25 protein-coding genes and 2 tRNA genes are annotated in these 26,091 nt (G+C 68.8%); all 27 read right to left on the bottom strand.

Translation table 11 applies throughout. The annotated features are described in order from the left end of the window. Positions 1 to 6: 6 nt before the first annotated feature. A complete protein-coding gene (rimP, locus tag U3649_RS13635; RefSeq protein ID WP_407351856.1) occupies positions 7 to 642 on the bottom strand; it encodes a ribosome maturation factor RimP in 636 nt (211 codons plus the stop codon). A gap of 214 nt (positions 643 to 856) precedes the next feature. Then, positions 857 to 933 (bottom strand) — tRNA-Met (locus tag U3649_RS13640). A 271-nt stretch (positions 934 to 1,204) separates the two neighbouring features. Then, positions 1,205 to 2,671, bottom strand: a complete 1,467-nt coding sequence (nuoN, locus tag U3649_RS13645; protein WP_407351857.1) for an NADH-quinone oxidoreductase subunit NuoN — start codon at positions 2,669 to 2,671, stop codon at positions 1,205 to 1,207. A gap of 10 nt (positions 2,672 to 2,681) precedes the next feature. Beyond that, complete coding sequence (locus U3649_RS13650) at positions 2,682 to 4,193, bottom strand: NADH-quinone oxidoreductase subunit M (RefSeq protein WP_407351858.1); 1,512 nt, start codon at positions 4,191 to 4,193, stop codon at positions 2,682 to 2,684. Between the two features lie 176 nt (positions 4,194 to 4,369). Continuing rightward, entirely contained in the window at positions 4,370 to 6,487 is a 2,118-nt protein-coding gene (nuoL, locus tag U3649_RS13655) for an NADH-quinone oxidoreductase subunit L (RefSeq protein ID WP_407351859.1), read from the bottom strand. A 196-nt stretch (positions 6,488 to 6,683) separates the two neighbouring features. Next, positions 6,684 to 7,007, bottom strand: coding sequence for an NADH-quinone oxidoreductase subunit NuoK (nuoK, locus tag U3649_RS13660; protein ID WP_407351860.1), 324 nt, complete (start codon positions 7,005 to 7,007; stop codon positions 6,684 to 6,686). Then, the gene (locus tag U3649_RS13665) at positions 7,004 to 7,660 is read right to left on the bottom strand and encodes an NADH-quinone oxidoreductase subunit J (RefSeq protein ID WP_407351861.1); all 657 of its coding nucleotides are present in this window, start codon (positions 7,658 to 7,660) and stop codon (positions 7,004 to 7,006) included. Before U3649_RS13665 ends, nuoK begins: the two co-directional genes overlap by 4 nt. Before the next feature lie 3 nt (positions 7,661 to 7,663). Beyond that, on the bottom strand, positions 7,664 to 8,152 hold the full coding sequence (gene nuoI, locus U3649_RS13670) for an NADH-quinone oxidoreductase subunit NuoI (RefSeq protein ID WP_407351862.1): 489 nt from the start codon (positions 8,150 to 8,152) through the stop codon (positions 7,664 to 7,666). Then, positions 8,149 to 9,228: an NADH-quinone oxidoreductase subunit NuoH gene (gene nuoH, locus U3649_RS13675; RefSeq protein WP_407351863.1), complete on the bottom strand. Its 1,080-nt coding sequence runs from the start codon at positions 9,226 to 9,228 to the stop codon at positions 8,149 to 8,151. The genes nuoI and nuoH overlap by 4 nt, the downstream gene beginning before the upstream one ends. Then, complete coding sequence (gene nuoG / locus U3649_RS13680) at positions 9,225 to 11,525, bottom strand: NADH-quinone oxidoreductase subunit NuoG (RefSeq protein WP_407351864.1); 2,301 nt, start codon at positions 11,523 to 11,525, stop codon at positions 9,225 to 9,227. Before nuoG ends, nuoH begins: the two co-directional genes overlap by 4 nt. Next, the gene (locus tag U3649_RS13685) at positions 11,522 to 11,680 is read right to left on the bottom strand and encodes a hypothetical protein (protein WP_407351865.1); all 159 of its coding nucleotides are present in this window, start codon (positions 11,678 to 11,680) and stop codon (positions 11,522 to 11,524) included. Before U3649_RS13685 ends, nuoG begins: the two co-directional genes overlap by 4 nt. Next, the gene (gene nuoF / locus U3649_RS13690; protein WP_407351866.1) at positions 11,677 to 13,011 is read right to left on the bottom strand and encodes an NADH-quinone oxidoreductase subunit NuoF; all 1,335 of its coding nucleotides are present in this window, start codon (positions 13,009 to 13,011) and stop codon (positions 11,677 to 11,679) included. Before nuoF ends, U3649_RS13685 begins: the two co-directional genes overlap by 4 nt. A 103-nt stretch (positions 13,012 to 13,114) precedes the next feature. After that, complete coding sequence (gene nuoE, locus U3649_RS13695; RefSeq protein ID WP_407351867.1) at positions 13,115 to 13,642, bottom strand: NADH-quinone oxidoreductase subunit NuoE; 528 nt, start codon at positions 13,640 to 13,642, stop codon at positions 13,115 to 13,117. Positions 13,643 to 13,766: 124 nt separating this feature from the next. Continuing rightward, positions 13,767 to 14,996: an NADH-quinone oxidoreductase subunit D gene (locus U3649_RS13700; protein ID WP_407354624.1), complete on the bottom strand. Its 1,230-nt coding sequence runs from the start codon at positions 14,994 to 14,996 to the stop codon at positions 13,767 to 13,769. 86 nt (positions 14,997 to 15,082) lie between these two features. Continuing rightward, positions 15,083 to 15,844, bottom strand: coding sequence for an NADH-quinone oxidoreductase subunit C (locus U3649_RS13705; protein ID WP_407351868.1), 762 nt, complete (start codon positions 15,842 to 15,844; stop codon positions 15,083 to 15,085). Continuing rightward, positions 15,841 to 16,425, bottom strand: coding sequence for an NADH-quinone oxidoreductase subunit B family protein (locus U3649_RS13710; protein ID WP_149193727.1), 585 nt, complete (start codon positions 16,423 to 16,425; stop codon positions 15,841 to 15,843). The genes U3649_RS13705 and U3649_RS13710 overlap by 4 nt, the downstream gene beginning before the upstream one ends. Next, positions 16,416 to 16,772, bottom strand: coding sequence for an NADH-quinone oxidoreductase subunit A (locus U3649_RS13715; protein ID WP_149193728.1), 357 nt, complete (start codon positions 16,770 to 16,772; stop codon positions 16,416 to 16,418). The genes U3649_RS13710 and U3649_RS13715 overlap by 10 nt, the downstream gene beginning before the upstream one ends. 396 nt (positions 16,773 to 17,168) lie before the next feature. Beyond that, positions 17,169 to 17,253 (bottom strand) — tRNA-Leu (locus U3649_RS13720). A 48-nt stretch (positions 17,254 to 17,301) separates the two neighbouring features. Then, the gene (secG, locus tag U3649_RS13725) at positions 17,302 to 17,754 is read right to left on the bottom strand and encodes a preprotein translocase subunit SecG (protein WP_407351869.1); all 453 of its coding nucleotides are present in this window, start codon (positions 17,752 to 17,754) and stop codon (positions 17,302 to 17,304) included. A 15-nt stretch (positions 17,755 to 17,769) separates the two neighbouring features. Then, a complete protein-coding gene (gene tpiA, locus U3649_RS13730; RefSeq protein ID WP_407351870.1) occupies positions 17,770 to 18,522 on the bottom strand; it encodes a triose-phosphate isomerase in 753 nt (250 codons plus the stop codon). A gap of 153 nt (positions 18,523 to 18,675) precedes the next feature. Next, complete coding sequence (locus tag U3649_RS13735) at positions 18,676 to 19,614, bottom strand: isopenicillin N synthase family dioxygenase (RefSeq protein WP_407351871.1); 939 nt, start codon at positions 19,612 to 19,614, stop codon at positions 18,676 to 18,678. A 19-nt stretch (positions 19,615 to 19,633) separates the two neighbouring features. After that, positions 19,634 to 21,025: a phosphoglucosamine mutase gene (gene glmM, locus U3649_RS13740; RefSeq protein ID WP_407351872.1), complete on the bottom strand. Its 1,392-nt coding sequence runs from the start codon at positions 21,023 to 21,025 to the stop codon at positions 19,634 to 19,636. A 91-nt stretch (positions 21,026 to 21,116) separates the two neighbouring features. Next, positions 21,117 to 22,007, bottom strand: coding sequence for an acetyl-CoA carboxylase, carboxyltransferase subunit beta (gene accD / locus U3649_RS13745; RefSeq protein ID WP_407351873.1), 891 nt, complete (start codon positions 22,005 to 22,007; stop codon positions 21,117 to 21,119). Positions 22,008 to 22,317: 310 nt separating this feature from the next. Then, the gene (gene trpA / locus U3649_RS13750) at positions 22,318 to 23,148 is read right to left on the bottom strand and encodes a tryptophan synthase subunit alpha (protein WP_407351874.1); all 831 of its coding nucleotides are present in this window, start codon (positions 23,146 to 23,148) and stop codon (positions 22,318 to 22,320) included. Between the two features lie 121 nt (positions 23,149 to 23,269). Further along, positions 23,270 to 24,484, bottom strand: a complete 1,215-nt coding sequence (gene trpB, locus U3649_RS13755; protein WP_407351875.1) for a tryptophan synthase subunit beta — start codon at positions 24,482 to 24,484, stop codon at positions 23,270 to 23,272. Next, positions 24,477 to 25,151 carry a phosphoribosylanthranilate isomerase gene (locus U3649_RS13760; protein ID WP_407351876.1) on the bottom strand — a complete coding sequence of 225 codons (675 nt, stop codon included), beginning with the start codon at positions 25,149 to 25,151 and terminating at the stop codon, positions 24,477 to 24,479. Before U3649_RS13760 ends, trpB begins: the two co-directional genes overlap by 8 nt. Positions 25,152 to 25,227: 76 nt before the next feature. Continuing rightward, positions 25,228 to 26,010: a tRNA pseudouridine(38-40) synthase TruA gene (gene truA, locus U3649_RS13765; protein WP_407351877.1), complete on the bottom strand. Its 783-nt coding sequence runs from the start codon at positions 26,008 to 26,010 to the stop codon at positions 25,228 to 25,230. Positions 26,011 to 26,091: the final 81 nt, after the last annotated feature.

The raw sequence follows: 26,091 nt of genomic DNA on the forward strand, positions 1-26,091 counted from the left end.
TCTGGATCACTCCGAACTCGACGGCCCATCGGCCGTACGCTTGTTGGCTTGTGGTGGCTTCACCTGCTTGCCGGAGCGCGGATCGCGCCCCGACGGCTTCTTCTGCTTGCCCGGTCGCGCGTCGCGGCCGGAGCGGTCCTTCGCCGGCGCCAGGCCGAGCGCGGCCCAGTCCGGGACCAGCCGCGCCTTGTCGATGTTGTCGAACGCGACCGTGAACGGCTGGCCGTCGACCTCGAACGCGATCGTGTCGCCCTCGACCCCGGCGATCCTGCCCTGCAGCCGGCGGCGCCCGTCCTGCGGCAGCTTCAGCCCGACCTTCGCGGTCTGTCCGGCGAAACGCGCGAACTGCTCCGGCGTGAACAGCGGCCGGTCGATGCCCGGCGACGACACCTCAAGGGTGTAGTGCCCGCTGATCGGATCCTCGACGTCCATCTGCGCCGACACCTCGCGGCTGACGGCCTCGCAGTCCTCGATCGTCACGCCCTGCCCTTCGGCCTCGGGGTCGGCGCCGGGCCGGTCGATGTACAGGCGCAGCACGGCGCTGCCGGGCGTCGGCAGGTATTCCGCGCCCAGCAACTCCAGCCCCAACGCTTCGACCGTCGGCGCCAGCAGTTCCACGATTGTCGTCGCCTTGTCCGTCATCTCTTCCCGTGAAGCGGTTGCACACCGGCGTGCGGATCCGAAAAGAACTCCCGCCAAGAACTCGTAAAACAAACAAGGGGCCCGACGGGCCCCTTGTCCGATACCACTGGATTTCGGCACCGGGACGCGAGCAGTACGCGTTCCGGCTCAGCCCGATTCGCTGTCGGGAAACAAAAAAGCCTCCAGGAGAGGCTTTTCGTCGACCGCGAAAAGCTGGTAGCGGGGGCAGGATTTGAACCTGCGACCTTCGGGTTATGAGCCCGACGAGCTGCCAGACTGCTCCACCCCGCAGCAGATTCGTAATTATGGGGAATCCGGCCCTTTATTGCAAGCCCCCGGCGACCGTCCGAACCCGGTGCCTCCCAGCTGGAAACGGCCTTTTTTCAGCCGCCGATTGACGCGGATGAACGCGGATCAGGAGCAGGGCCGAACATCGCGGGGCACGCCGTCCGGGCATGTTCCATGGTTCCGGCAACTCGCGTGGATGCGGATCGGGCGGAGTCAGGCGCCGATGGTCGCCTCTGCACATGCCCCGTTCGCGTTCATCCGCGGCAAACAGGCCCTACCCCGCGAACGCCTGCTGGCACAGGGCCATCAGCGGGCTCCAGAACAGCCCCAGCACCAGCAGCGACAGGGCGTTGACCGCGAACATCGTCCGCAGTCCCCTGCCCCGGCGCGCCTGCAGCGGCTCGCCGGCGGGCTCGTCGAAGTACATCACCTTGATCACGCGCAGGTAGTAGAACGCGCCGATCACCGCGAACACGATGCCCACGATCGCCAGCCACAGCAGGTCGCCCTCGAGCGCGGCGCGCAGCACCGCCAGCTTGGCCCAGAAGCCCAGGAACGGCGGCACGCCGGCCAGCGAGGCCATGATCACCAGCACCAGCCCGGCCATCCACGGGCTGCGCGCGTTCAGGCCCTTGAAGTCGTCGATGCGGTCGGCCTCGAAGCCCTTGCGCGACAGCATCACGATCGCGCCGAACGCCGCCGCCGACATGATCGCGTAGCTGATCGCATAGAACATCGCCGCGGCGAAGCCGGCCTCGCCGCCGCCGGCCAGGCCCAGGAACAGGAAGCCGATGTGCGAGACGGTGGAGTACGACAGCATCCGCTTGAGATTGCTCTGCGCGATCGCGACGATGTTGCCGATCGCCAGCGACAGCGCCGCCAGCAGTCCCAGCAGCAGCTGCCATTGGTCCTGCATCGGCCCCAGGCCGACCTCGAACAGGCGGTAGGCCATGCCGAACACCGCCAGCTTAGGCACCGAGCTGATGAACACGGTGATCGCCGTCGGCGCGCCGTGGTAGGCGTCGGGCAGCCACATGTGGAACGGCGCGGCGCCGAACTTGAACGCGACGCCGGCCACCACGAACACCAGGCCGGTCAGCAGCAGCACGCGGTCGTCGCCGGACGCGGTGGACGCGGCCGCGCTGATCGCGTCCAGGTACAGGGTGCCGGTGGCGCCGTAGACCAGCGACAGGCCGTACAGCAGCAAGCCGGAGGCCAGCGAGCCGAGCACGAAGTACTTCATGCCGGCTTCCGAGGCCAGCGGACCGTCGCGGTCGATCGCCACCAGCGCGTACGAGCACAGCGCCAGCAGCTCCAGCCCCAGGTAGACCATGGTCAGGTTGCCGGCCGAGACCAGCAGCATCATCCCGACCACGGCGAACAGCACCAGGACCGCCACCTCGCCCTTGTACAGGCCGCGCTCGCGCAGGAACGACCAGCTGTAGCCCAGCGACATCGCCGACACCACCAGGATCACGAATTTCAGCACGTCGGCGGCGGCGTCGCGGACGAACAGGCCCTCCATCACCACGCCGCGCCCGCCGACGCCGGCGGCCACCAGGCCCGCGGCGGCGACCAGTGTGGCGATCGCCAGCGCGTGGGTGAGGACGCGGCGGCGCTCGTCGAGGAACAGGTCGAGCATCAGCAGCGCGAACGCGCCGAAGATCACCGTCAACTCCGGCAACAGCGGCGCGAACTCGGCGAAGGTGCGGACGGGTGGCGTCATGGCGGCGACGGTCATCGCACGATCCTCAAATCTTGGTGGCGGACAGCAGTTCCGCCAGGTGCGCGATGGAAGGCTCCATCAGGTCGGTCAGCGGCTTCGGCCAGAGGCCGATCGCCAGCACGCCGGCGGCGAACACGCCGAGCACCAGCACCTCGCGGGCGTTGACGTCCTGCAACGCGGCGACGTGGGCGTTGCCGACCTCGCCGTACAGCACGCGCTTGACCAGCCACAGGGTGTAGGCCGCGCCGATCACCAGGGTCATCGCCGCGACGAAGGCGAGCAGCGGATGGCTCTGGAACGCCGCCAGGATCACCATGAACTCGCCGACGAAGCCGGAGGTGCCCGGCAGGCCGGCATTGGCCATGGCGAACAGCACCATGAACGCGGCGAACCAGGGCATGACGTTGGCGACGCCGCCGTAGTCGGCGATCTGGCGGCTGTGCATGCGGTCGTACAGCACGCCGACGCAGGAGAACATGGCGCCGGAGATGAAGCCGTGGCTGATCATCTGCACCATCGCGCCCTGCAGGCCCAGGCGCGCGGCGTCGGCATTGCCGGTATCGCGCATCAGCGCGAAGGCGATGAAGGTGCCAAGGGTGACGAAGCCCATGTGCGAGACCGACGAGTAGGCGATCAGCTTCTTCATGTCCGACTGCGCCAGCGCCACCAGGCCGACATAGACCACCGCGATCAGCGACAGCGCGATCACCAGCCAGGCCCATTCGTGGCCGGCGTCGGGCACTATCGGCAGGCTGAAGCGCAGGAACCCGTAGCCGCCGATCTTCAGCATGATCGCCGCCAGGATCACCGAACCGCCGGTCGGCGCCTCCACGTGCGCGTCCGGAAGCCAGGTGTGCACCGGGAACATCGGCACCTTGACCGCGAACGCCGCCAGGAAGGCGAAGAACAGCCACATCTGCTCGGTGGCGGTCAGCGGCAGCGCGTACAGGTCCGGCAGCTGCCAGCTGCCGCCCTTGAGGTACAGGTAGATCAGCCCGACCAGCATGAAGATCGAGCCGAGGAAAGTGTAGAGGAAGAACTTCACCGAGGCGTAGACGCGTCGCGGGCCGCCCCAGACGCCGATGATGATGAACATCGGGATCAACATGGCCTCGAAGAAGACGTAGAACAGCATCGCGTCGACCGCCGCGAATACGCCGACCATCGCCCCCTCCAGCACCAGGAACGCGGCGAGGTACTGGCTGACGCGCTTGTCGATCGAGCCCCAGGCGCCGATCAGCACCAATGCCGTGGTCAGCGTGGTGAGCACGATCAGCGCCACCGAGATGCCGTCGACGCCGAGGTGGTACTGGATGTCGTAGGCCGGAATCCACTCGCGCCGCTCGACGAACTGCATGCCGGTCGCGGCGAAGTCGAAACCGGTCAGCAGCGGAATACTGGCGATGAACGCCAGCAGCGCCACCGCCAGCGCCAGCCAGCGCGCCAGCTGTGGTCGCGCCTCGCCGCAGGCGAGCGTCAGGACGCCGCCGAGGATCGGGAGCCAGATCAGGAGGCTGAGAAGTGGCCAGCTATGCATGGAAACGTCCGACACTTGAGGATCCCGCTGATTGCTGCCGTTGCCCGCCGTCCCCGCGCGGGCAGGGATCCGGCGCCCTTGCTTTCAGCAGATCGAAGCCGCCGGTTCCCCGCATGCGCGAAGGCGACGGCCCATTGGTTCGTTGATTCCGGATATCCATGTTCTTCCTCTCGCCGTCAGGTCCAGTAACGGATCAGCACGGCCAGCAGCGCGATCAGGCCGATGATCATCGCGAAGGCGTAGTGGTAGAGGAAGCCGGACTGGACCCGGCGCGCGACCCCCGAGACGAGGTCGACCACGCGCGCGGCGCCGTTGACGATCAGGCCGTCGATCAGCTTCTCGTCGCCCTGGCGCGAGGCCTTGCCGAGCAGCAGGCCGCCACCGGCGAAGCCGCCGATCCACAGGTCGTCCGCCCAGTACTTCTTCTCCAGCACGCGCGTGATCACCGAGAACGGGAAGACGCCGCGCAGCTTTGCCGGCAGGCCGGGCTTCCACCAGTACATCACCGTCGCCAGCACGAAGCCGGCCAGCATCAGCCAGAAGGTCGGTGCGACCAGGCCATGCAGGGCGAAGGCCACCGGTCCATGCCACAGCTCGCTGCCGAGCGCGGCGACGGTGTCGCGCGCCTGGGCCAGGTCGATCGCGCCGAGGAAGAACGGCGCCTGCTCGTGGTGACCGCTCCAGTCGGTGCCGAACAGCATCGGCCCGGCGGTGAAGAAGCCGATCGCGATCGAGGGGATCGCCAGCAGCACCAGCGGCAGGGTCACGACCCAGGGCGACTCGTGGGGTTCGTGCGGGCCGTGGTGGTGGCCGTGATCACCGTGGGCGTCGTCGTCCAGCGGCTCGTGGCGCGTTTCCTGGCCATGCTCGTCGTGGGCGGCGGCCGGGTGCGACGGCGCCGCCTCGCGGAAGCGCTCGGTACCGAAGAACGTCAGGTACAGCAGCCGGAAGCTGTAGAAGCTGGTGACGAACGCGCCCAGCAGCACCGCCCAGTAGCCGTAGGTGCCGATCCAGCCCATGCGCCCGGCGGCGTGCCCGGCGGCCTCGATGATCGTGTCCTTGGAGTAGAACCCGCTCAGGAACGGCGTGCCGACCAGTGCCAGGGTGCCGATCACGCTGGTCCAGAAGGTGATCGGCATGTACTTGCGCAGGCCGCCCATCTTGCGCATGTCCTGCTCGTGGTGCATGCCGATGATCACGCTGCCCGCGGCCAGGAACAGCAGCGCCTTGAAGAAGGCGTGGGTCATCAGGTGGAAGACCGCGGCCGAGTACGCCGAAACGCCGAGCGCGACGGTCATGTAGCCCAGCTGCGACAGCGTGGAATACGCGACCACGCGCTTGATGTCGTTCTGCACGATGCCGATCAGGCCGGTGAAGAACGCGGTGGTGGCGCCGATGAACAGCACGAACGCGAGCGCGGTGTCGCTGAGCTCGAACAGCGGCGACATGCGCGCGACCATGAAGATGCCGGCGGTGACCATGGTCGCGGCGTGGATCAGCGCCGAGATCGGGGTCGGGCCCTCCATCGAGTCCGGCAGCCAGACGTGCAGCGGCACCTGCGCCGACTTGCCCATGGCGCCGATGAACAGGCAGACGCAGATGAGGGTCGCCACGGACCATGGGCGCCCGTCCAGGATCTCCACCACCTGGCCGCCACCGATCTTGTCGGACGCATTGGCGAACACCGTGGCGTAGTCCAGCGTGCCGAACCAGTACAGCACCGCGGCCACGCCCAGCAGGAAGCCGAAGTCGCCGACGCGGTTGACCAGGAACGCCTTGAGGTTGGCGAAGATCGCGCTCGGCTTCTTGAACCAGAACCCGATCAGCAGGTAGGAGACCAGGCCCACCGCCTCCCAGCCGAAGAACAGCTGCAGGAAGTTGTTGCTCATCACCAGCATCAGCATGCTGAAGGTGAACAGCGAGATGTAGCTGAAGAAGCGCTGGTAACCAGGGTCCTCGGCCATGTAGCCGATGGTGTAGACGTGCACCAGCAGCGACACGAACGTCACGACCAGCATCATCATCGCCGTGAGCCGGTCGATCATGAAGCCGACGTGGGCCGAATAGCTCCCCACCTCGAAGAAGGTGTAGACGTTCTCGTTGTACGGCGCCGCGCCCTGCCCCACCAGCTGCCACAGCACGTAGCCGGACAGCACGCAGCTGACCGCCACGCCGAGGATGGTGACCGAGTGCGCGCCCGCACGCCCGACCTGGCGGCCGAACAGGCCGGCGACGATCGCGCCGAGCAACGGCGCGAGGACGATGATCAGCAGGTGGGTTGTCGAAATCGCCATTTTTCAGTTATCCAGAAGCCGCACCGTCGAACATCTCAAGAAAACTTCCAAGCGCCATTTAAAAGCCCCTCTCCCTCCGGGAGAGGGGTTGGGGTGAGGGTACGGCGAAATCGCGATGGTTCAGACCTCTACCGCTTCGCCGCACCCTCATCCGGCGCTTCGCGCCACCTTCTCCCAAAGGGAGAAGGGATCAAGCTCACCCCTTCAGCGTGTCGATGTCCGCGACATTGATCGTGCGCCGGTTGCGGAACAGCGTCACCAGGATCGCCAGCCCGATCGCCGCCTCGGCCGCGGCCACGGTCAGGATGAAGAACACGAACACCTGCCCGGTGGCGTCGCCGAAGTGGCGCGAGAAGGCGACGAAGTTGATGTTGACCGCGAGCAGCATCAGCTCGATCGACATCAGCAGCACGATCACGTTCTTGCGGTTGAGGAAGATGCCGGCGACGCTGATGCAGAACAGCGCGGCGCCGAGCGCGAGGTAGTGTCCGAGGGCCAGGCCTTCGCCGAGGAAACTCATGCCTTGCCCTCCCCGTCCGGCGCTTCGCCGTCGGCCGGCGGCGCCTGCGTCGTCCGCGGCGGCTCGGCCTGCATCCGCACCAGGCGGAACCGGTCCTTCGCCTGCACCCGCGACTGCGCACCTGGGCTCTGGTGCTTGGCGCCCTCGCGCCGGCGCAGGGTCAGCATCACCGCGGCGATCACCGCCACCGTGAGGATCAGCGCCGCAACCTCGAACGGCAGCAGGTAGTCGGTGAACAGGCGGTGCGCGACCCAGGCGGTATTGGAGACGCCGGCCGCCTCCGCGACATCCGGCGCGAACGGCGTGACGCGCGAGCGGATGCCGATCAGCGTCAGCATCTCGGCCAGCATCACCACCGCCACCAGCAAGCCGACCGGCAGGTAGCGCACGTAGCCTTCGCGCAGCGGCGCCACGTCGATGTCGAGCATCATCACCACGAACAGGAACAGCACCATCACCGCGCCGACGTACACCAGGATCAGCGCCACGCCGAGGAACTCGGCGCCGGCCAGGATCCAGGTGCAGGCGACGGTGAAGAAGGTCAGCACCAGGAACAGCGCGGCGTGGACCGGATTGCGGACGCTGATCACCGCCACCGCGGACATCACGGTGAGGACGGCGAACCCCAGGAAGGCGAGCAGAGTGAAGTCCATGGCTTACCTGTAGGCGGCGTCGGCGGCGCGGCGTTCGGCGATCTCCGCCTCGAGACGGTCGCCGATCGCGAGCAGTTGCTGCTTGTTGACGATGTTCTCGCCGCGGTTCTCGAAGTGGTATTCGTGCACGTGGGTCTCGACGATCGAATCGACCGGGCAGGACTCCTCGCAGAACCCGCAGTAGATGCACTTGAACAGGTCGATGTCGTAGCGCGTGGTGCGGCGGCTGCCGTCGGCGCGCTGCTCCGAGTCGATGGTGATCGCCAGCGCCGGGCACACCGCCTCGCACAGCTTGCAGGCGATGCAGCGCTCCTCGCCGTTCGGATAGCGGCGCAGCGCGTGCAGGCCGCGGAAGCGCGGCGACTGCGGCGTCTTCTCCATCGGGTACATCAGCGTGTACTTGGGCCGCCACAGGTACTTGAAGGTCAGCCACAGGCCGCCGATCAGCTCGAGCAGCAGCAGGCTGCGGAACCAGTTGACGACGCGTTTCATCGCTGCACCCCCTCGAGCACGCCGTAGTAGGCCATCAGCGCGACCACGCAGATCCAGGCGATGCTGATCGGGATGAACACCTTCCAGCCCAGCCGCATGATCTGGTCGTAGCGGTAGCGCGGGAACGAGGCGCGGAACCAGACGTAGGTGCTGGCGAAGAAGAACACCTTCACGAACAGCCACCACCAGCCGTCGACCGACAGCAGCGGGATGCCCCAGCCATGGAACGGCGACAGCCAGCCGCCCATGAAGAAGATCGCGGCGAGGAAGCTGATCAGGATCATGTTGGCGTATTCGGCCAGGAAGAACAGCGCGAACGCCGAACCCGAATACTCCACCATGTGCCCGGCGACGATCTCCGACTCGCCCTCGACCACGTCGAACGGGGCGCGGTTGGTCTCGGCTACGCCGGACACGAAATAAACCACGAACAGCGGCAGCAGCGGCAGCCAGAACCAGCTCAGGAAGCCCTTGTCGCCGGCCTGCGCCATCACGATGTCGCTGAGGTTGAGGCTGCCGGCGGCGATCAGCACGCCCACCAGGGCGAAGCCCATCGCGATCTCGTAGCTGACCACCTGCGCGGCCGAGCGCATCGCGCCGAGGAAGGCGTACTTCGAGTTCGAGGCCCAGCCGGCGAGGATGATGCCGTACACGCCCAGCGAGGTCATCGCCAGCAGGTACAGCAGGCCGGCGTTGGCATTGGACAGCACCAGCTGCGCATCGAACGGCACCACCGCCCAGGCGGCGAACGCCGGCGCCAGGGTGATCAGCGGCGCCAGCACGTACAGCGCGGGCTGCGCCTTGGCCGGCTGGATGACTTCCTTGAACAGCAGCTTGAAGACGTCGGCGAAGGCCTGGAACACGCCCATGCCGACGTACATCGGCCCGTGGCGCACGTGCATCCAGCCGATCAGCTTGCGCTCCCAGACCACGTAGAACGCCACCGCCAGGATCACCGGCACGGCGATCACCAGGATCTTCAGAACGATCCACACGATCGAACCGAGCGGACCCAGCGCGTGCAGCCAGTCCTGCAGCGGCCCGGACCATTGCGTCAGCAGTTCCGCGGTGGTCATGCCGGCACCACCTGCACGCGGCCGGCCGCGAGCGCGGCGGTCGCACTGTGTCCGCTTTCGATCCATGCCGCGCCCTGCGCGACACGCTCGCTGACCGACACCTGCAAGGTCGCGGTGCCGGCGGTATTGGAGATCCTTGCCATGGCGCCTTCGGCGACTCCGATCGTGTTCGCGTCCTGCGGATGCAGGACGATGCGCGGCCCCAGCGTCAGCGGATGCGCCTGCAGCGCCGCGGCGCGACGCACGACGGCGTCGCTGCGGTAGATGGCCGGCGACACGGCCACCTCCAGCCCGCCCGATGCATCGTGGGAGCGACGGGAGTCGCGACGGCCTTCAGACGATACGGAGTCGCGACTTCCGTCGCTCCCACCCGGGGCCGAGCCGTTGCGACCGCCGGCTTCGTCGTCCCGGGGTCTCATGCCGGCGCGCAGCTCCGACAGCTCGGTGAACTCGAAACCGGGCAACTGCAGCTGCCCGCCCAGCGCGCGCAGCACGCGCCAGCCCGCGCGCGCCTCGCCCGGCAGCCGGCCGGCGGCGAACGCACGCTGCGCCAGGCCTTCCAGGTTGGTCAGCGTGGCGTCGATCTCGGGCAACGCGCCGATCGGCAGGATCACGTCCGCCACGGCGCGCGTCGATTCGCAGGCGAACTGGCTGAAGGCGACGACCTGCGCGCCCTTCAACGCCTTCAGCGCCATCGCCTGGTCGGCGAAGTCGAGGCCCGGCTCGATGGCGTACAGCACGTACGCCGAGCGCGGATCGGCGAGCATGGCCTGCGCGTCGCGCGAGGCCGGCAGCACGCCCTGGCGCGCCAGGCCCAGCGCGTTCGCGCCCTGCGGGATGCGGCACAGCGCCGCGCCATGGGCCTGGGCGAAATCGCCGGCAGCGGCACGGATGGCGGCGGCGTGCTCGCCGGACTCGGCGAGCGTGCCGACGATGACCACGGCGCGATCGGCGCCCTTCAGCGCATCGGCGAGTTCGCCCGCGGCCAGCGCATCGGCGATCCGCGACGGCGGCACGATGTGCTTGCCGGCGATGTCGAAGGCGAACTCGAAATCGACCGGGTTGACCACGTGCACCTTGGCGCCCTGGCGCCAGGCCTGGCGCACGCGGTGATGCAGCAGCGGCACTTCATGGCGCAGGTTGGATCCGACGATGGCCACGGCGTCGGCCTTGGCGATGTCGGCGACCGGTATCGCGAACGGTTCGGCGGCGGCGCCGTCTGACAGGTCGCGCTGGGCGATGCGGTGGTCGAGGTTGCCGGTTCCCAGGCCCTCGGCCAGGCGCGCCAGAAGCAGCCCCTCCTCGTTCGAGGTCGCGGGATGCGCCAGCACGCCCAGGTCGTCGGCGGCGTTGTCGCGCAGGATCTGCGCGGCCTTCGCCAGCGCCTCGTCCCAGGTGGCCTCGCGCCAGCCGTCGCCGTCCTTCAGCAGCGGCCGCACCGCACGGTCTTCCGCGGCCAGGCCCTGGTGCGAGTAGCGGTCGCGGTCGGACAGCCAGCACTCGTTCACGGCCTCGTTGTCGCGCGGCACCGCGCGCAGCACCTCGCCACGGCGCACGTGCAGGAACAGGTTGCTGCCGAGCGGGTCGTGGTAGCCCAGCGATTCCTTGGCGATCAGCTCCCACGGCCGCGCGCGGAAGCGGAACACCTTGTTGGTCAGCGCGCCCACCGGGCAGACGTCGATGACGTTGCCCGACAGCTCGGTGGTCAGCGGCTTGCCGTCGTAGGTGCCGATCTGCAGGTTCTCGCCGCGCTGCATGCCGCCCAGCTCGTAGGTGCCGGCGATCTCGCCGGTGAAGCGCACGCAGCGCGTGCACTGGATGCAGCGGGTCATCTCGGTCTCGACCAGCGGCCCCATGTCCTCGTCGGCGACCACGCGCTTGCGCTCGGAGAAGCGGCTGACCGAACGGCCGTAGCCCAGCGACAGGTCCTGCAGCTCGCACTCGCCGCCCTGGTCGCAGATCGGGCAGTCGAGCGGATGGTTGATCAGCAGGAATTCCATCACGTTGCGCTGCGAGGCCAGCGCCTTTTCGCTGCGGGTGGAGACCTTCATGCCGTCCATCACCGGCGTGGCGCAGGCCGGCGCCGGCTTGCCCATCTTCTCCACCTCGACCAGGCACATGCGGCAGTTGGCCGCGATCGCCAGCTTGTCGTGGTAGCAGAAGCGCGGGATCGCGATCCCGGCCTTGTCCGCGGCCTGGATGATCATCGAGCCCTTGGGCGCGGCCAGCTCCACGCCGTCGATGAAGACGGTGACGTGGTCGGGCGGCAGGGTCGGGTTGACCGGCTGGGCGCTCATGGGGTGGCTCCTGTCGGAGCCGGGAATCTGGATTCGGGATTCGGGATTCGCAAAAGCATGAGTTCGGCATCGGGAATCGGGAAGCCGGCTTGTGCTTCTCCGAATCCCGAATCCCGAATCCCGAATCCCGCGTCGCGCTCGAAGCTGGTGCTCATGCAGCCACCTCCAACCCGGCGTCGACGATCGACCTGCCGTGCGCGACGTAATACTCGAACTCGTCCCAGAAGTGCCGCAGGAAGCCCTGCACCGGCCAGGCCGCGGCCTCGCCGAAGGCGCAGATGGTGTGGCCCTCGATCTGGCCGGCGGCGGCCTTGAGCATGTGCAGGTCGTCGACGGTCGCGTGCCCTTCGACGATGCGGGTCAACATGCGGTACATCCAGCCGGTGCCCTCGCGGCACGGCGTGCACTGGCCGCAGGACTCGGCATAGTAGAAACGCGCGATGCGCTGGCAGGCGCGCACCATGCAGGTGGTGTCGTCCATCACGATCACCGCACCCGAGCCGAGGCCGGAACCGGCCTTCTGGATGCTGTCGTAGTCCATCGTCAGGCCCATCATGGTCTCGCCCGGCAGGACAGGCATCGACGAGCCGCCCGGGATCACGCCCTTGATCGTACGGCCCGGGCGCATGCCGCCGGCCATCTCCAGCAGCTCGGCGAACGGCGTGCCGAGGCGGATCTCGTAGTTGCCGGGCCGGGCGACGTGCCCGGAGACCGAGAAGATCTTCGGGCCGCCGTTGTTCGGCTTGCCGAGGTTGAGGAACCACTCGGCGCCGTTGCGCACGATCGCCGGCACCGAGGCGAAGGTCTCGGTGTTGTTGATCGTGGTCGGCTTGCCGTACAGGCCGAAGTTGGCCGGGAACGGCGGCTTGTAGCGCGGCTGGCCCTTCTTGCCTTCCAGCGACTCCATCAGCGCGGTTTCCTCGCCGCAGATGTAGGCGCCGGCGCCGAGCGCGTTGTAGAGATCGATGTCGATGCCGCTGCCGAGGATGTTCTTGCCGAGCCAGCCGTTGGCATAGGCCTCGGCGGTGGCTTCCTCCAGGTGCTCGAACGGCTCGTGGTGGAACTCGCCGCGCAGGTAGTTGTAGCCGACCGTGCTGCCGGTGGCATAGCAGGCGATCGCCATGCCCTCGATCACCGCATGCGGGTTGTAGCGCAGGATGTCGCGGTCCTTGGCGGTGCCGGGCTCGGACTCGTCGGAATTGCAGAGGATGTACTTCTGCATGCCCGAATCCTTCGGCATGAAGCTCCACTTCAGGCCGGTGGGGAAGCCCGCGCCGCCGCGGCCGCGCAGGCCCGACTGCTTGACCATCTCGATCACGTCGGTCGGCGCGATCTTCTCTTCCAGGATCCTGCGCAGCGCGCTGTAGCCGCCGGTCTTGAGGTAGTTCTCGTACGACCAGGGCTTGTCGAAGTGCAGCGTGGTGTAGACGGCCTGGTGCTCCTTCGGCGCGGGACCGACGGGGCCGTAGCCTTCTGAATGACTCATCGTGCACCTTCGCCCATTGTGGGAGCGACGGAAGTCGCGACATTCCAGGCAACCATGCAGTCGCGACTTCCGTCGCTCCCACACGCTCGGAAAAAACACCGGATCACTTCAACGCCTCCAGCAGTTCGTCCACCTTCTCCGGCGTGAGCTTCTCGTGGTAATGGCCGTTGATCACGACGACGGGCGCGCCGCAGCAGGCGGCGACGCACTCCTCCTCGCGCTTGAGGTAGACGCGGCCGTCGGCCGTGGATTCCCCGAGCCTGCAGCCGAGCTTCTTCTCGGCATGCGCGACCAGGTCCTCGGCGCCGTTGAGCCAGCAGCTGATGTTGGTGCAGAACGCGACGTTGTTGCGGCCGACCTTCTGCGTCTCGAACATCGAGTAGAACGTCGCGACCTCGTACGCCCACACCGGCGGAATGCCCAGGTACTTGGCCACCGCGGCGATCAGCTCGTCGCTCAGCCAGCCGCCGTTCTGGTCCTGCGCGGCCTGCAGGCCCTGCAGCACCGCCGAGCGCTTGCGGTCCGGCGGGAACTTGGCCACCCAATGGTCGATGTGGGCACGGGTGTCGTCGTTCAACGCGACCATCGGGTCGACGTTGCGCGCGTTCTCGAAATTGCCGGTTGCTCTCATGACGGCCGTGATTCGTGATTCGTGATTCGTGATTGGAAAAAGCAGGGCGCGGGATCGGACGTATCGCAAGGCACGCGGCTGCGCCTTTGCGAATCACCAATCACGAATCCCCAATCCCGGCCCTTCACCGATCGATCTCCCCGAACACGATGTCGTAGGTGCCGATCATCGCCACCACGTCGGCCAGCATGTGCCCCTTCACCACCGAATCCATCGACGACAGGTGGGCGAACCCCGGCGCGCGCAGGTGCACGCGGAACGGCTTGTTGGCGCCGTCGGAGACCAGGTAGCAACCGAACTCGCCCTTGGGCGCCTCGACTGCCTGGTAGGTCTCGCCCGCCGGCACGCAGTAGCCTTCGGTGAACAGTTTGAAGTGGTGGATCAGCGCTTCCATGTCGTCCTTCATCTCCTCGCGGGAGGGAGGCGACACCTTGTAGTTGTCGATCATCACCGGGCCTGGGTTGACCTTCAGCCAGGCCACGCACTGCTCGATGATGCGCACCGACTGGCGCATCTCGGCCACGCGCACCAGGTAGCGGTCGTAGCAGTCGCCCTCGACGCCGACCGGGATGTCGAAGTCGACCTCGGCGTACCTGGCGTAGGGCTGCTTCTTGCGCAGGTCCCAGGCCACGCCCGAGCCGCGCAGCATCGGGCCGGTCATGCCCCAGGCCAGCGCCTTGTCCGGCGGCACCACGCCGATGCCGACCGTGCGCTGCTTCCAGATGCGATTGTCGGTGAGCAGGGTCTCGTACTCGTCGATGCGCGCCGGAAAGTCCTTGGCGAAGGCTTCCAGGTAGTCCAGCATCGAGCCTTCGCGCCAGGCGTTGAAGCGCTTGAGCTTGGCGCCCTTGCGCCAGGGCGACTCGCGGTACCGCGACATGCGCTCGGGCAGGTCGCGGTAGACGCCGCCGGGACGGTAGTAGGTCGCGTGCATGCGCGCGCCGCTGACCGCCTCGTACACGTCCATCAGTTCCTCGCGCTCGCGGAACGCGTACAGGAACACCGCCATCGCGCCGAGGTCGAGCGCGTTCGAGCCGATCCACATCAGGTGGTTGAGGATCCGCGTGACCTCGTCGAACAGGGTGCGGATCCACTGCGCGCGCTCGGGTGCCTCGATCCCCATCAGGGTCTCGATCGCGCGCACGTAGGCGTGCTCGTTGCACATCATCGACACGTAGTCGAGCCGGTCCATGTAGCCGATCGACTGGTTGAACGGCTTCGACTCGGCCAGCTTCTCGGTGCCCCGGTGCAGCAGGCCGATGTGCGGGTCGGCGCGCATCACCGTCTCGCCGTCCATCTCCAGGATCAGGCGCAGCACCCCGTGCGCGGCCGGATGCTGGGGACCGAAGTTCATCGTGTAGTTGCGGATCTCCTGCCGGAGCACCGCGGCGCTGCTGGCGCTGGGCTCGACCGGCGGATGGACCGGAACGCTCACGTCGCTCATTTCGCACCCTCCGCCTTGCGCGCCATCTGCTCGCCCGCCGCCGTGGCGTAGCGCGCGTCCTCGCGGATCACCCGCGGCACCAGCACGCGCGGCTCGACCGAGGTCACCGGCTCGTAGATCACACGCTTCTTCTCCGCGTCGTAGCGCACCTCGACGTTGCCGATCAGCGGGAAGTCCTTGCGGAACGGATGGCCGATGAAGCCGTAGTCGGTGAGGATCCGGCGCAGGTCGGGATGGCCCTGGAAGATGATGCCGAGCAGGTCGAACGTTTCGCGCTCGAACCAGTCGGCCACCGGCCAGATATCGGTCAGCGAGGCGACGATCGGCAGCGCATCGTCGGGGGCGAAGCAGGTCACGCGCAGGCGCTGGTTGTGCTGCACCGACAGCAGCTGCGCCACCGCCGCGAAACGTTTCGGCGGCGGTGCGATCGCGCCCTCGCCGTCCGGCTGCTGCAGCTGCCGGCTCGGCGTCTGCCCGAAACCGAACCGCCCCGGGCCGCGGCCCTCGACGCCGCGGCTGAAGCCCTCGGAGGACACATCGGTGTCCCACTCGTCGCTGCCGTAGCTCAGGTAGTCGACGCCGCAGACGTCGATCAGCTGCTCGAAGCCGAACTCGTCACGCAGCGCCAGGCAGCCGTCATGCCAGGCGACGGCGTCGAACACGATGCCGACCTCGCCGCGCGGCTCGCTCACCGAGACCTCAGCGTCGTCGAAACGCGCGCGCAGGCGATCCGTGAAAACGTTCACCTTGTCGCTCATTCGCGCAATCCCGTGCGGTTCTCGCCGAAGTTGGTGGCGCGGCGGATCTTGCGTTGCAGCTGCAGGATGCCGTAGACCAGCGCTTCGGCGGTCGGCGGGCAGCCCGGCACGTAGATGTCGACCGGCACGATGCGGTCGCAGCCGCGCACCACCGCGTACGAGTAGTGGTAGTAGCCGCCGCCGTTGGCGCAGCTGCCCATCGAGATCACCCACTTCGGGTCGGGCATCTGGTCGTAGACCTTGCGCAGCGCCGGAGCCATCTTGTTGACCAGGGTGCCGGCGACGATCATCACGTCGGACTGGCGCGGCGACGGGCGGAACACCACGCCATAGCGGTCCAGGTCCAGGCGCGCGGCGCCGGCGTGCATCATTTCCACCGCGCAGCAGGCCAGGCCGAACGTCATCGGCCACATCGAACCGGTGCGCGCCCAGTTGAGCAGGATGTCGGAACTGGTGGTGACGAAGCCGCGCTCGAGCAGGGGGTTCTCCCCCTGCGGGCGCAGGATGTCGTCGAGCTGCCCCTCCGGCAGCGGATTGCTGGCGAAGTCGGCAGCCTTCTGGATCGTCTGGATCACTCCCATTCCAGTGCTCCCTTTTTCCAGACGTAGATGAAGCCGAGCAGCAGCATGCCGGCGAAGATGCCCATCTCGACCAGGCCGACCACGCCGAGGTCGCGGAACACGGTGGCCCACGGCACGATGAAGATGATCTCCAGGTCGAAGATGATGAACTGGATCGCGATCAGGTAATAACGCACGTCGAACTGCATGCGCGCGTCCTCGAACGCGGCGAAGCCGCACTCGTACGGCGCCAGCTTCTCCGCCGACGGACGCTTGGGTCCGAGCAGGTTGCCGATGATCAGCAGGGCGATGCCGATGCCGGTGGCAACGATCAGGAACAGCAGGGTCGGCAGGTATTCGGCCAGCACGCGTTGTTCTCTCGGCTACTTGCCGCACTCGGCGGCCGTTGCTCGACGCTTTCGCGCCAGCCGCGACACGGTGACCGCGTCGCGGCATTGAAGACTCCGGACCTTCGACGGAAGGTCCGCACGGACTTGCGCCATCCCTGGCGGCGTTGCGGCCTGTACTCCGCCCGGTCGCCCGGCACCGCACTTCGAACCCGTGAATTGTAGCGGTTCGTGAACTCGCGAGTAAACGATTACGCGAGCCTCGCATGGGCGCACGCATCAATCGTTCGCACGGCGTGAAGCCTGCAGGCGCCGCAAATCGCGCACGTGTCCGCCGCGTGCCTGGCTGCCAGCAAAAACCCCGCTCGGGAGCGGGGTTTTCGTCGCTTCGCGCAAACGCGTGCGCAAAGCCGGATATGGTGCCCAAGAGGGGACTCGAACCCCTACGACTCTCGTCGCTACCACCTCAAGGTAGTGCGTCTACCAATTCCGCCACCTGGGCAATGGCGCCGCCCGACGATCGCGGACGGCGGACAGCGCATTGTAAACGCTATTGCTCTTCGTCTTCCTGAGCCGGCGCGGGCGCCTGCTGCTGCCCGGCAGCCCCGGCGGGCGCCTCGGGGAGAGCCGGAGATTCCGTCGCCGGCGCGGCGGGCACGGACGCGTCCGGCTGCTGCCCGGGCGCGGCCGGCACCGATCCGGCGTCCGCCGGGGGCGCCTGCGGGACCGACATCACGCCCAGGTCCTGCTGCACCTGCTGCGGCGCCGCCTGCCGCGTCGCGTGCCAGGCCATGAACAGGGTGATGGCGAAGAACCCGATCGCCAGCCACTTGGTGGCCTTGGTCAGGAAGCTCGACGAGCCGCGGGCGCCGAAGACGGTGGCGGACGCGCCGCCGCCGAAGCCGGAGCCGGCCGCCGCGCCCGAGCCGCGCTGCATGAGGATCAGCGCGACCATGGCGATCGCGATCAGGACGAACAGGACGTTGAGAACGAGCAACAGCATTCGGATCGGATCCGGTCAGGGCGCCGCAGCGGCGATGATGGCGATGAAATCCTCGGCGACCAGCGAGGCGCCGCCGATCAGCCCGCCATCCACGTCCGGCTGCGAAAACAGCGCGGGAGCATTGTCTGGTTTGCAGCTGCCCCCGTACAGCACGGGCAGCGAGCCGGCGATTGTAGCATCGTGGCGCGCCACCTCGCCACGGATGAAGGCGTGGACCGCCTGGGCCTGCTCCGGGGTCGCGGTGCGGCCGGTGCCGATGGCCCAGACCGGCTCGTAGGCCACCACCGCGCCCTCCAGCGCCCGGGCCCCGGCCATCTCCAACACCGGCGCCAGCTGGGCCGCGATCACCGCCTCGGTGCTGCCGGCCTCGCGTTCATCCAGGGTTTCCCCGACGCACAGCACCGGCACCAGGCCGGCCTGCCGGGCCGCGGCGAACTTGCACGCCACCAGCGCGCTGTCCTCGCCGTGGTACTGGCGGCGCTCCGAGTGGCCCACCAGCACATGGCGGGCGCCGACATCGGCCAGCATCGCCGCCGACACCTCCCCGGTGTAGGCGCCCTTCTCGTGCGCGCTGACGTCCTGGGCGCCGAAACCGAGCCCGTGCCCGGCATAGGCCGCGGCCAGCTCGCCGAGGTAGGGAAACGGCGGCATCACCACGCGCTCCACGCCGGCGGGCGCATCGGCGGCGGTCAGCGCATCCAGCAGCGCCCGCGCGAAAGCGCGGTTGCCGTGCATCTTCCAGTTTCCGGCCACGATCCGTGGGCGCATGCGGAACTCCTCGGGCAAAAGGAACCGCGATTCTAGCGGTACTGCATTCCGGGGGACCGGCGGCTGCTTTGATCGGCTCTCCGCCATCCCTTGCCTGGCGGGGGCCATCCGGCGGCTGGCATCGCGGACTGGTGGGCGCGCGACGCCGCCTGCCTACTTGAGCTTGATTTCACGCAGCCGCTCTTCCAGGTAGCCCTGCGCGGTGATCGGCTCCGGGTAGCGGCTCGGGTTGTCAGCCGTCACCGTCGCCGGCAGCACGTCGATCACGAAGTCCGGGTTCGGATGCAGGAAGAACGGCGTGGAATAGCGCGGCTTGCGCGCCTCCTCGCCCCGCGGGTTGACCACGCGATGGGTGGTGGACGGATACACGTGGTTGGTCAGGCGCTGCAGCATGTCGCCGATGTTGACCACGATCACGTCCTCCTCGGCGGTGAACGGCACCCACTCGCCCTTGCGCGACTTCACTTCCAGCCCGGCCGCGCTGGCGCCGACCAGCAGGGTGATCAGGTTGATGTCCTCGTGCGCGCCGGCACGCTCGTTGGGGATGTCGTCGGTGGTGATCGGCGGATAGTGGATCGGACGCAGGATCGAGTTGCCGAAGTCGGTCTTGTCGGCGAACCAGTCCTCCGGCAGGCCGATGTGCAGGGCCAGTGCCGCCAGCACGCGCGAGCCGAGCCGGTCGAGCGCCTGGTACAGGCCATAGCCGTATTCGCGGAAACCTTCCACCTCGGTCGGCCACAGGTTCGGCGGCATCACCTCGCGGTACTTCGAGTCGTCGGGGATCTCGCGGCCGATGTGCCAGAACTCCTTCAGGTCGAAGTGCCTGGCGCCCTTGGCGGTCTCGACCCCGAACGGCGTGTAGCCGCGGGCGCCGCCGCTGCCGGGCACGTGGTACTTCATCTTCACCGCCTCCGGCAGGGCGAAGAACTCGACGAATACGCGGTACGCGTTGTCGATGTCCGACTGCGGAATGCCGTGGCCGCCGATGCCGGCGAAGCCCCATTCGCGATAGGCGGCGCCGAGTTCGGCGACGAAGGCGTCGCGGTCGCTGTCGAAACGCCGGATGTCCAGGGTGGGAATGCGCGCAGCCATGAAACTCTCCGTCGTCGATTCAGCCCGCCGCCGCGCGCACCGCGTCGGCCAGGCCATCCAGGGTCTTCTGCATCAGCGTGGCGTCGTCGGCCTCCACCGTCACCCGCACCACCGGCTCGGTGCCGGACGGGCGCAGGAAGGCGCGCCCCCTGCCCTCCACCGCGGCCTGCGCCCGCGCCAGTGCCGCCTGCACCGCAGGCGCCTGCGCCGGCCTGGCGCCGTTGCCGTAGCGGACGTTCACGGTCTGCTGCGGCAGCTTCCGAAGGCCTTCGAGCGCCTGCTGCAGGGAGTTTCCACGGCGCTTGAGCACCTCCAGCACCTGCAGCGCGCTGACGATGCCGTCGCCGGTGCTGGTGCGGTCCAGGCACAGCAGGTGCCCGGAAGTCTCGCCGCCGAGCATGCCGCCATGCTGCAGCAGCGCCTGGTGCACGTAGCGGTCGCCGACCTTGGCACGCACGAACCCGATGCCGCGCGCGGCCATCGCCTGCTCCAGCCCGTAATTGGTCATCAGCGTACCGACCACGGGGCCGCGCAGGCGGCCGCTGACCTGCCAGTCGCTGGCCAGGATGTACAACAGGTCGTCGCCGTCGGCGATGCGGCCGTCGCCGGCCACGAACAACACCCGGTCGCCGTCGCCGTCGAAGGCGATGCCGACTTCGGCGCCGGTCGCGGCGACGTGCTCGACCAGCGCCTGCGGGTAGGTGGAGCCGACGCCGTCGTTGATGTTGAGCCCGTTCGGATCGTCGCCGATCGCGTCGACCCGCGCCCCGAGCTCGCGCAGCACCAGCGGGCCGATCTGGTAGGTGGCGCCGTTGGCGCAGTCCATGGCGATGCGCATGCCGCCCAGGTCGAAGCCGCGCGGCAGCGAGCCCTTGCAGGCCTCCAGGTAGCGGCCGACGGCGTCGCGGGTGCGCACCGCCTTGCCGAGCTTGTCCGAGGGCACGGTGCGGAACGGCTGCTCGAGCGCCGTCTCGATCGCTGCCTCGGTGGCGTCGTCGAGCTTCTCGCCGCCGGCGGAGAAGAACTTGATGCCGTTGTCGTGGTGCGGATTGTGCGAGGCGGAGATGACGATGCCGCCGTCGGCGCGCAGCGAGCGGGTCAGGTGCGCCACTGCCGGGGTCGGCATCGGCCCCATCAGCTCGACGTCGACGCCGGCCGCCACCAGCCCCGCCTCCAGCGCCGCCTCGAACATGTAGTTGGAGATGCGGGTGTCCTTGCCGATCACCACGAACGGCTTGCGCCAGGCCTCGTCCCCGCCCCGCAGCACGTGGCCGTAGGCATTGCCCAGGCGCAGCACGAAATCGGCCGAGATCGGGGCTTCGCCGACGCGTCCGCGGATGCCGTCGGTGCCGAAGTAGCGCCGCGAAGCGGCGCTACCGGGATTCGGGATTCGGGATTGGGGATTTGTCATGGCAGTCGTCGGCACGGCAGGTATCGGGCACGGCTTGGGGCGATGTTCCGGCTTTCCGAATCCCGAATCCCCAGTCCCCAATCCCGGCTTCTCACGCCACCACCTCCACGTCTTCCTCCGGCCGCGGCTGGCGCATCATCAGCGCCAGCAGGCGGGCGATGCGTTCGCGCAGTTCGCGACGGTCGCAGATCTGGTCGATGGCGCCGTGCTCGAGCAGGAACTCGCTGCGCTGGAAGCCTTCCGGCAGGGTCTCGCGCACGGTCTGCTCGATCACCCGCGGGCCGGCGAAGCCGATCAGCGCCTCCGGTTCGGCCAGGTTGATGTCGCCGAGCATCGCGAACGAGGCCGAGACGCCGCCGGTCGTGGGGTGCGTCATCACCGAGACGTACGGCAGCCCGGCCGCGCGCAGCCGGCCGAGCGCGGCCGAGGTCTTGGCCATCTGCAGCAGCGAGAACAGGCTTTCCTGCATGCGCGCCCCGCCGCTGGCGGAGAAGCACACGAACGGGCTGCCCAGCTCCAGCGCGCGCTCGGCGCCGCGGGCGAAGCGCTCGCCCACCACCGACCCCATCGAGCCGCCCATGTAGGCGAAGTCGAACGCGCAGGCGACGATCGGCCTGCCCTTGAGCGTGCCTTCCATCGCCACCAGAGCATCGCGCTCGCCGGTGGCCTTCTGCGCGGCCTTGATGCGGTCGGCGTATTTCTTCTGGTCCTTGAACCGCAGCACGTCGGTGGGGCCGAGCTCGGCGGCGATCTCGTCGCCGCTGTCGCGGTCCAGGAAGCCGCGCAGCCGCGCGCGGGCGCGGATGGGCCGGTGGAAGCTGCACTTCGGGCAGACCTCCAGGTTCTCCTCCAGCTCCGGCCGGTACAGGATCGCGCCGCAGCGCTCGCACTTCTCCCACAGCCCCTCGGGCACGCTGCGCTTGCGCGGTGCACCACTCTCGGTGCGGATGCTCGCGGGCATCAGTTTCTTCAGCCAGCTCAAGTCGGTCACCTTCTCTCGTCCGGTGCGGTGGCCTGGATGGATGCTCCGGCCGCACCGGCACCTGCAAAGCGCAAGTCTAGCGCGGACCGGAACGATGCGCCTGCGGACGGCCGGCGGCACGCATGCTGAACCGCCGACCTGTTCCACCGCCTCGACCGTCGCCGAACGGCGGCCCGCGCCAGATCCCGTGGGCGATCGATAGCGGGCGAAGATCGAAGGCTGCAAAGTTCCCTGTGGGAGCGACGGAAGTCGCGACGGCCGGCGGCAGCGCGTCGCGACTTCCGTCGCTCCCACAAGAGGCGACGCCCTCCTAGCCTGCAGCGCCGGTATCGGCGTGCGGGCGGTCGAGCGCAGCGCGCAGCGGCGACAGGAATGCCGCGGCGCGGGACACGGCTTCGGCCGCGTCGGGAGCGCCCGCCAGCGCCGCCACCAGGGCGCTGCCCACCACCACGCCGTCGGCGTCCCGCGCCATGGCCGCGGCGCCGGCGGCGTCGCGGATGCCGAAGCCGGCAACCACCGGCACCTCCGTGCGCGCCCGGATGCCGCGCAGGCGTTCGCCGGCGGCGGCCGTGTCGAGCCGCTCCGAGGCTCCGGTCACGCCGGCGAAGCTGACGTAGTACAGGTACCCGCCGGCATCGGCGCACAGCCGTTGCAGGCGATGCTCGTCGGTCGTGGGCGAGGCCAGCAGGACCAGGGCGATCCCGTGCGCGGCGAACGCGTCGCGGAACCCGGCCGCTTCCTCCGGCGGCAGGTCGACCAGCAGCACGCCGTCGACGCCCGCCGCGGCGGCCGCGGCGGCGAAGCACTCGGCGCCGCGGATCTCGACCGGATTGAGATACCCCATCAGCACCACCGGGGTGTCCGCATCGCGTTCACGAAACGTCCCCACCGCCTCGAGCACGAACGACATGCCCGCGCCCCGTGCCAGCGCGCGTTCGGAGCTGCGCTGGATGGTCGGCCCATCGGCCATCGGATCGGAGAACGGCACGCCGAGTTCGATCACGTCGGCGCCGGCCCGGACCAGCGCATGCATCACCGGCACGGTCGCCTCCAGCGACGGATCGCCGGCGGTGATGAACGGAACCAGCGCCTTGCGGCCGGCGGCCTTGAGTGCGTCGAATTTCTGTTCGAGACGGGGCATAGGGCGAGGAGTGAGTGGAGTAGTGGGAAACGAGTGGAAACAAAGGCTGGAAGCGGATTCGGAAACGACGACGCGAGAGGCCGATCCTCTCGTTTCTCACGCCTCTCCACTCACTCCTGCCTCAAACCTCCACGCCTTCGCGCGCGGCGATGGTGTGCACGTCCTTGTCGCCGCGGCCGGACAGGTTGCACAGCACCAGGGCGTCCTTCGGCAGCTCGCGGGCGAGCTTGATCGCCTGCGCGATGGCGTGGCTGGACTCGAGCGCGGCAAGGATGCCCTCGGTCCTGGCCAGCAGGTGGAAGGCCGACAGCGCCTCGTCGTCGCCGATGCCGACGTACTCGGCGCGGCCGCAGTCCTTCAGGAAGGCGTGCTCGGGCCCGACGCCCGGGTAGTCCAGCCCGGCGGACACCGAGTGGGTCTCGGTGATCTGGCCGTCGTCGTCGCAGAGCACGTAGGTGCGGTTGCCGTGCAGCACGCCCGGCCGCCCGGCCGCGATCGAGGCCGCATGGCGGCCGCTGGCGAGGCCCTCGCCGGCCGCCTCGGCGCCGACGATGCGCACCCCGGGATCGTTGAGGAAGGCGTGGAACAGGCCGATCGCGTTGCTGCCGCCGCCGACGCAGGCCGTGACCGCGTCCGGCAGGCGACCGTACTCGGCCAGCATCTGCGCGCGCGCCTCGCGCCCGACCACGGCGTTGAAGTCGCGCACCATGCGCGGATACGGGTCCGGACCGGCCACGGTGCCGATGATGTAGAAGGTGTCGCGCACGTTCGTCACCCAGTCGCGCATCGCCTCGTTCAGCGCGTCCTTGAGCGTCGCCGAACCGGAGGTGACCGGCACCACTTCCGCGCCGAGCAGCTTCATCCGGTAGACGTTGATCTTCTGCCGCTCGATGTCGGTGGCGCCCATGTACACCACGCACTCGAGTCCCAGGCGCGCGGCCACGGTGGCGCTGGCGACGCCGTGCTGGCCGGCGCCGGTCTCGGCGATGATCCGCGTCTTGCCCATGCGGCTGGCGAGCAGCGCCTGGCCGATGGTGTTGTTGATCTTGTGCGCGCCGGTGTGGTTGAGGTCCTCGCGCTTGAGCAGGATGCGCGCGCCGCCGGCCTCCTCGCTCAGCCGTTCGGCGTGGTAGATCGGGCTGGGGCGGCCGACGTAGTGCGCCAGGTCGCGCTCGAACGCCGCGACGAACGCCGGGTCGACGCGCGCCGCGTCGTAGGCGGCGGCCAGTTCCTGCAGCGGCCCGATCAGGGTCTCGGCGACGAAGCGTCCGCCGAAACGGCCGAAATGGCCCCCGGCATCGGGCCAGGCGTGATAGTCGATGGCGCGCTCAGTCACCGGAGCTCCTTTCCGACAGGTCGGTGCAGTCGGCGCGGCGGACTTCCTGCACGAAGCGGCGCATGCGCTCGCCGTCCTTGATGCCCGGCGCGCTTTCGATGCCGCTGCAGGTGTCCACGCCCCAGGGCAGGGTTCCCAGCGCGGCCTCGAACACGTTGTCCGGGTGCAGGCCGCCAGCGACGAAGAACGGCAGGTCCAGGCCGGGGGGGATCTGCTGCCAGTCGAAAGTCCGCCCGCTGCCGGGCTGGGCTTCGCCGCCGTGGCTGTCGAACAGGAATCCGGAGGCCCCGGCGAACTTGATCCGCAATCCGGTCGCATCGAGCGCCATGGGCCCGCCCATCGGCACCGCCTTGAGGTAGGGAACGCCGAACCCGCGGCAGAAGGCGTCTTCCTCCTCGCCGTGGAACTGCAGCAGCGCCGGACGCACCTGGCGCACGACCTCGCGCACCGAGTCGCCGTCGTTGTTGCGGAACACCGCGACCGCGCTGACCAGCGGCGCGAGCGCTTGGCGCATGGCGCGCGCTTCCTCCGGCTCCACCCGGCGCGGGCTGCCGGCGGCGAAGACGAAGCCGACCGCGTCCACGCCGAGCTCGCCGGCCAGGCGCACGTCGCCGGCACGGGTCATGCCGCAGAACTTGACGCGGGTGCGGAACAGGATGCGGCTCATCGGCGGGACGGTCACTGACGGCTAGCCCGACAGCGTAACTTTTTCCACGCACGCGTGCGCACGCGCCCGGCACCGGTCACTGGGTCACCTCTTCCGGAAGTCCGCATTCAGGCGGATACAGCGGCCCCAGGAACGACAGCCCGGCCGCCGGCGCGGTGGCCCCGGCCTGGGTGCGGTCGCGCGCCGCCAGCAGCTGTGCGATCCATGCGCCGGGGCGCTCGCCCGCCCCGACCTCGAGCAGCGAACCGACGATGTTGCGGACCATGTGGTGCAGGAAGGCGTTGGCCTGGAGTTCCACGGAGACTTCTTCGCCGAGGCGCTCGACCGCGATCCGCTGCAGATCGCGGCGTGCGTGCGGTGCCTGGCAGTGCACGGTGCGGAAACTGGAGAAGTCGTGCTCGCCAACCAGCGCCTGTGCAGCGCGGTGCATCGCCTCGGCATCCAGCGGCCGCCGGCACCACGCCAGGTACTGGCGCTCGAGCGCGGCGCGCACCGGACGGTTGAGGATCCGGTAGCGGTAGCGGCGCGCACGTGCCGAGAAGCGCGCGTGGAAGGCGTCGCCGACCGGCACGCACCAGCGCACCGCCACCGCCGGCGGCAGCCGCGAGGTCGCGCCCAGCATCCAGCCGCGCGGATCGCGGCGGGCCTGGCTGTCGAAATGCACCACCTGGCAGCGCGCGTGGACACCGGCGTCGGTGCGCCCCGCGCAGACGGTGGCGACCGGCGCATCGGCCACCTCCGACAACGCGCGCTCGAGCGCGCCCTGCACCGTCGGCGGGCCCGCCGTGCCCGGCTGGCTCAGGCGCTGCCAGCCCGAGAAGTCGCCGCCGTCGTACTCGACGCCCAAGGCGTAGCGCATGCGAAGTCCGGTACGTGGAAGGAGCAGGAGATGCTAGCGGGTGACCGCGCCGACGTCAGCGCAGGAACCGGCCACGGACCG

This window comes from Luteimonas sp. R10, from assembly GCF_045689605.1.
Classification (GTDB): Bacteria; Pseudomonadota; Gammaproteobacteria; order Xanthomonadales; family Xanthomonadaceae; genus Luteimonas.

Bases quoted from the DNA above. Each gene is read 5' to 3' on its own strand.
- rimP (WP_407351856.1), bottom strand. From the start codon at position 642: ATGACGGACAAGGCGACGACAATCGTGGAACTGCTGGCGCCGACGGTC.
- nuoN (WP_407351857.1), bottom strand. From the start codon at position 2,671: ATGACCGTCGCCGCCATGACGCCACCCGTCCGCACCTTCGCCGAGTTC.
- U3649_RS13650 (WP_407351858.1), bottom strand. From the start codon at position 4,193: ATGCATAGCTGGCCACTTCTCAGCCTCCTGATCTGGCTCCCGATCCTC.
- nuoL (WP_407351859.1), bottom strand. From the start codon at position 6,487: ATGGCGATTTCGACAACCCACCTGCTGATCATCGTCCTCGCGCCGTTG.
- nuoK (WP_407351860.1), bottom strand. From the start codon at position 7,007: ATGAGTTTCCTCGGCGAAGGCCTGGCCCTCGGACACTACCTCGCGCTC.
- U3649_RS13665 (WP_407351861.1), bottom strand. From the start codon at position 7,660: ATGGACTTCACTCTGCTCGCCTTCCTGGGGTTCGCCGTCCTCACCGTG.
- nuoI (WP_407351862.1), bottom strand. From the start codon at position 8,152: ATGAAACGCGTCGTCAACTGGTTCCGCAGCCTGCTGCTGCTCGAGCTG.
- nuoH (WP_407351863.1), bottom strand. From the start codon at position 9,228: ATGACCACCGCGGAACTGCTGACGCAATGGTCCGGGCCGCTGCAGGAC.
- nuoG (WP_407351864.1), bottom strand. From the start codon at position 11,525: ATGAGCGCCCAGCCGGTCAACCCGACCCTGCCGCCCGACCACGTCACC.
- U3649_RS13685 (WP_407351865.1), bottom strand. From the start codon at position 11,680: ATGAGCACCAGCTTCGAGCGCGACGCGGGATTCGGGATTCGGGATTCG.
- nuoF (WP_407351866.1), bottom strand. From the start codon at position 13,011: ATGAGTCATTCAGAAGGCTACGGCCCCGTCGGTCCCGCGCCGAAGGAG.
- nuoE (WP_407351867.1), bottom strand. From the start codon at position 13,642: ATGAGAGCAACCGGCAATTTCGAGAACGCGCGCAACGTCGACCCGATG.
- U3649_RS13700 (WP_407354624.1), bottom strand. From the start codon at position 14,996: ATGAACTTCGGTCCCCAGCATCCGGCCGCGCACGGGGTGCTGCGCCTG.
- U3649_RS13705 (WP_407351868.1), bottom strand. From the start codon at position 15,844: ATGAGCGACAAGGTGAACGTTTTCACGGATCGCCTGCGCGCGCGTTTC.
- U3649_RS13710 (WP_149193727.1), bottom strand. From the start codon at position 16,425: ATGGGAGTGATCCAGACGATCCAGAAGGCTGCCGACTTCGCCAGCAAT.
- secG (WP_407351869.1), bottom strand. From the start codon at position 17,754: ATGCTGTTGCTCGTTCTCAACGTCCTGTTCGTCCTGATCGCGATCGCC.
- tpiA (WP_407351870.1), bottom strand. From the start codon at position 18,522: ATGCGCCCACGGATCGTGGCCGGAAACTGGAAGATGCACGGCAACCGC.
- U3649_RS13735 (WP_407351871.1), bottom strand. From the start codon at position 19,614: ATGGCTGCGCGCATTCCCACCCTGGACATCCGGCGTTTCGACAGCGAC.
- glmM (WP_407351872.1), bottom strand. From the start codon at position 21,025: ATGACAAATCCCCAATCCCGAATCCCGAATCCCGGTAGCGCCGCTTCG.
- trpA (WP_407351874.1), bottom strand. From the start codon at position 23,148: ATGCCCCGTCTCGAACAGAAATTCGACGCACTCAAGGCCGCCGGCCGC.
- U3649_RS13760 (WP_407351876.1), bottom strand. From the start codon at position 25,151: ATGAGCCGCATCCTGTTCCGCACCCGCGTCAAGTTCTGCGGCATGACC.
- truA (WP_407351877.1), bottom strand. From the start codon at position 26,010: ATGCGCTACGCCTTGGGCGTCGAGTACGACGGCGGCGACTTCTCGGGC.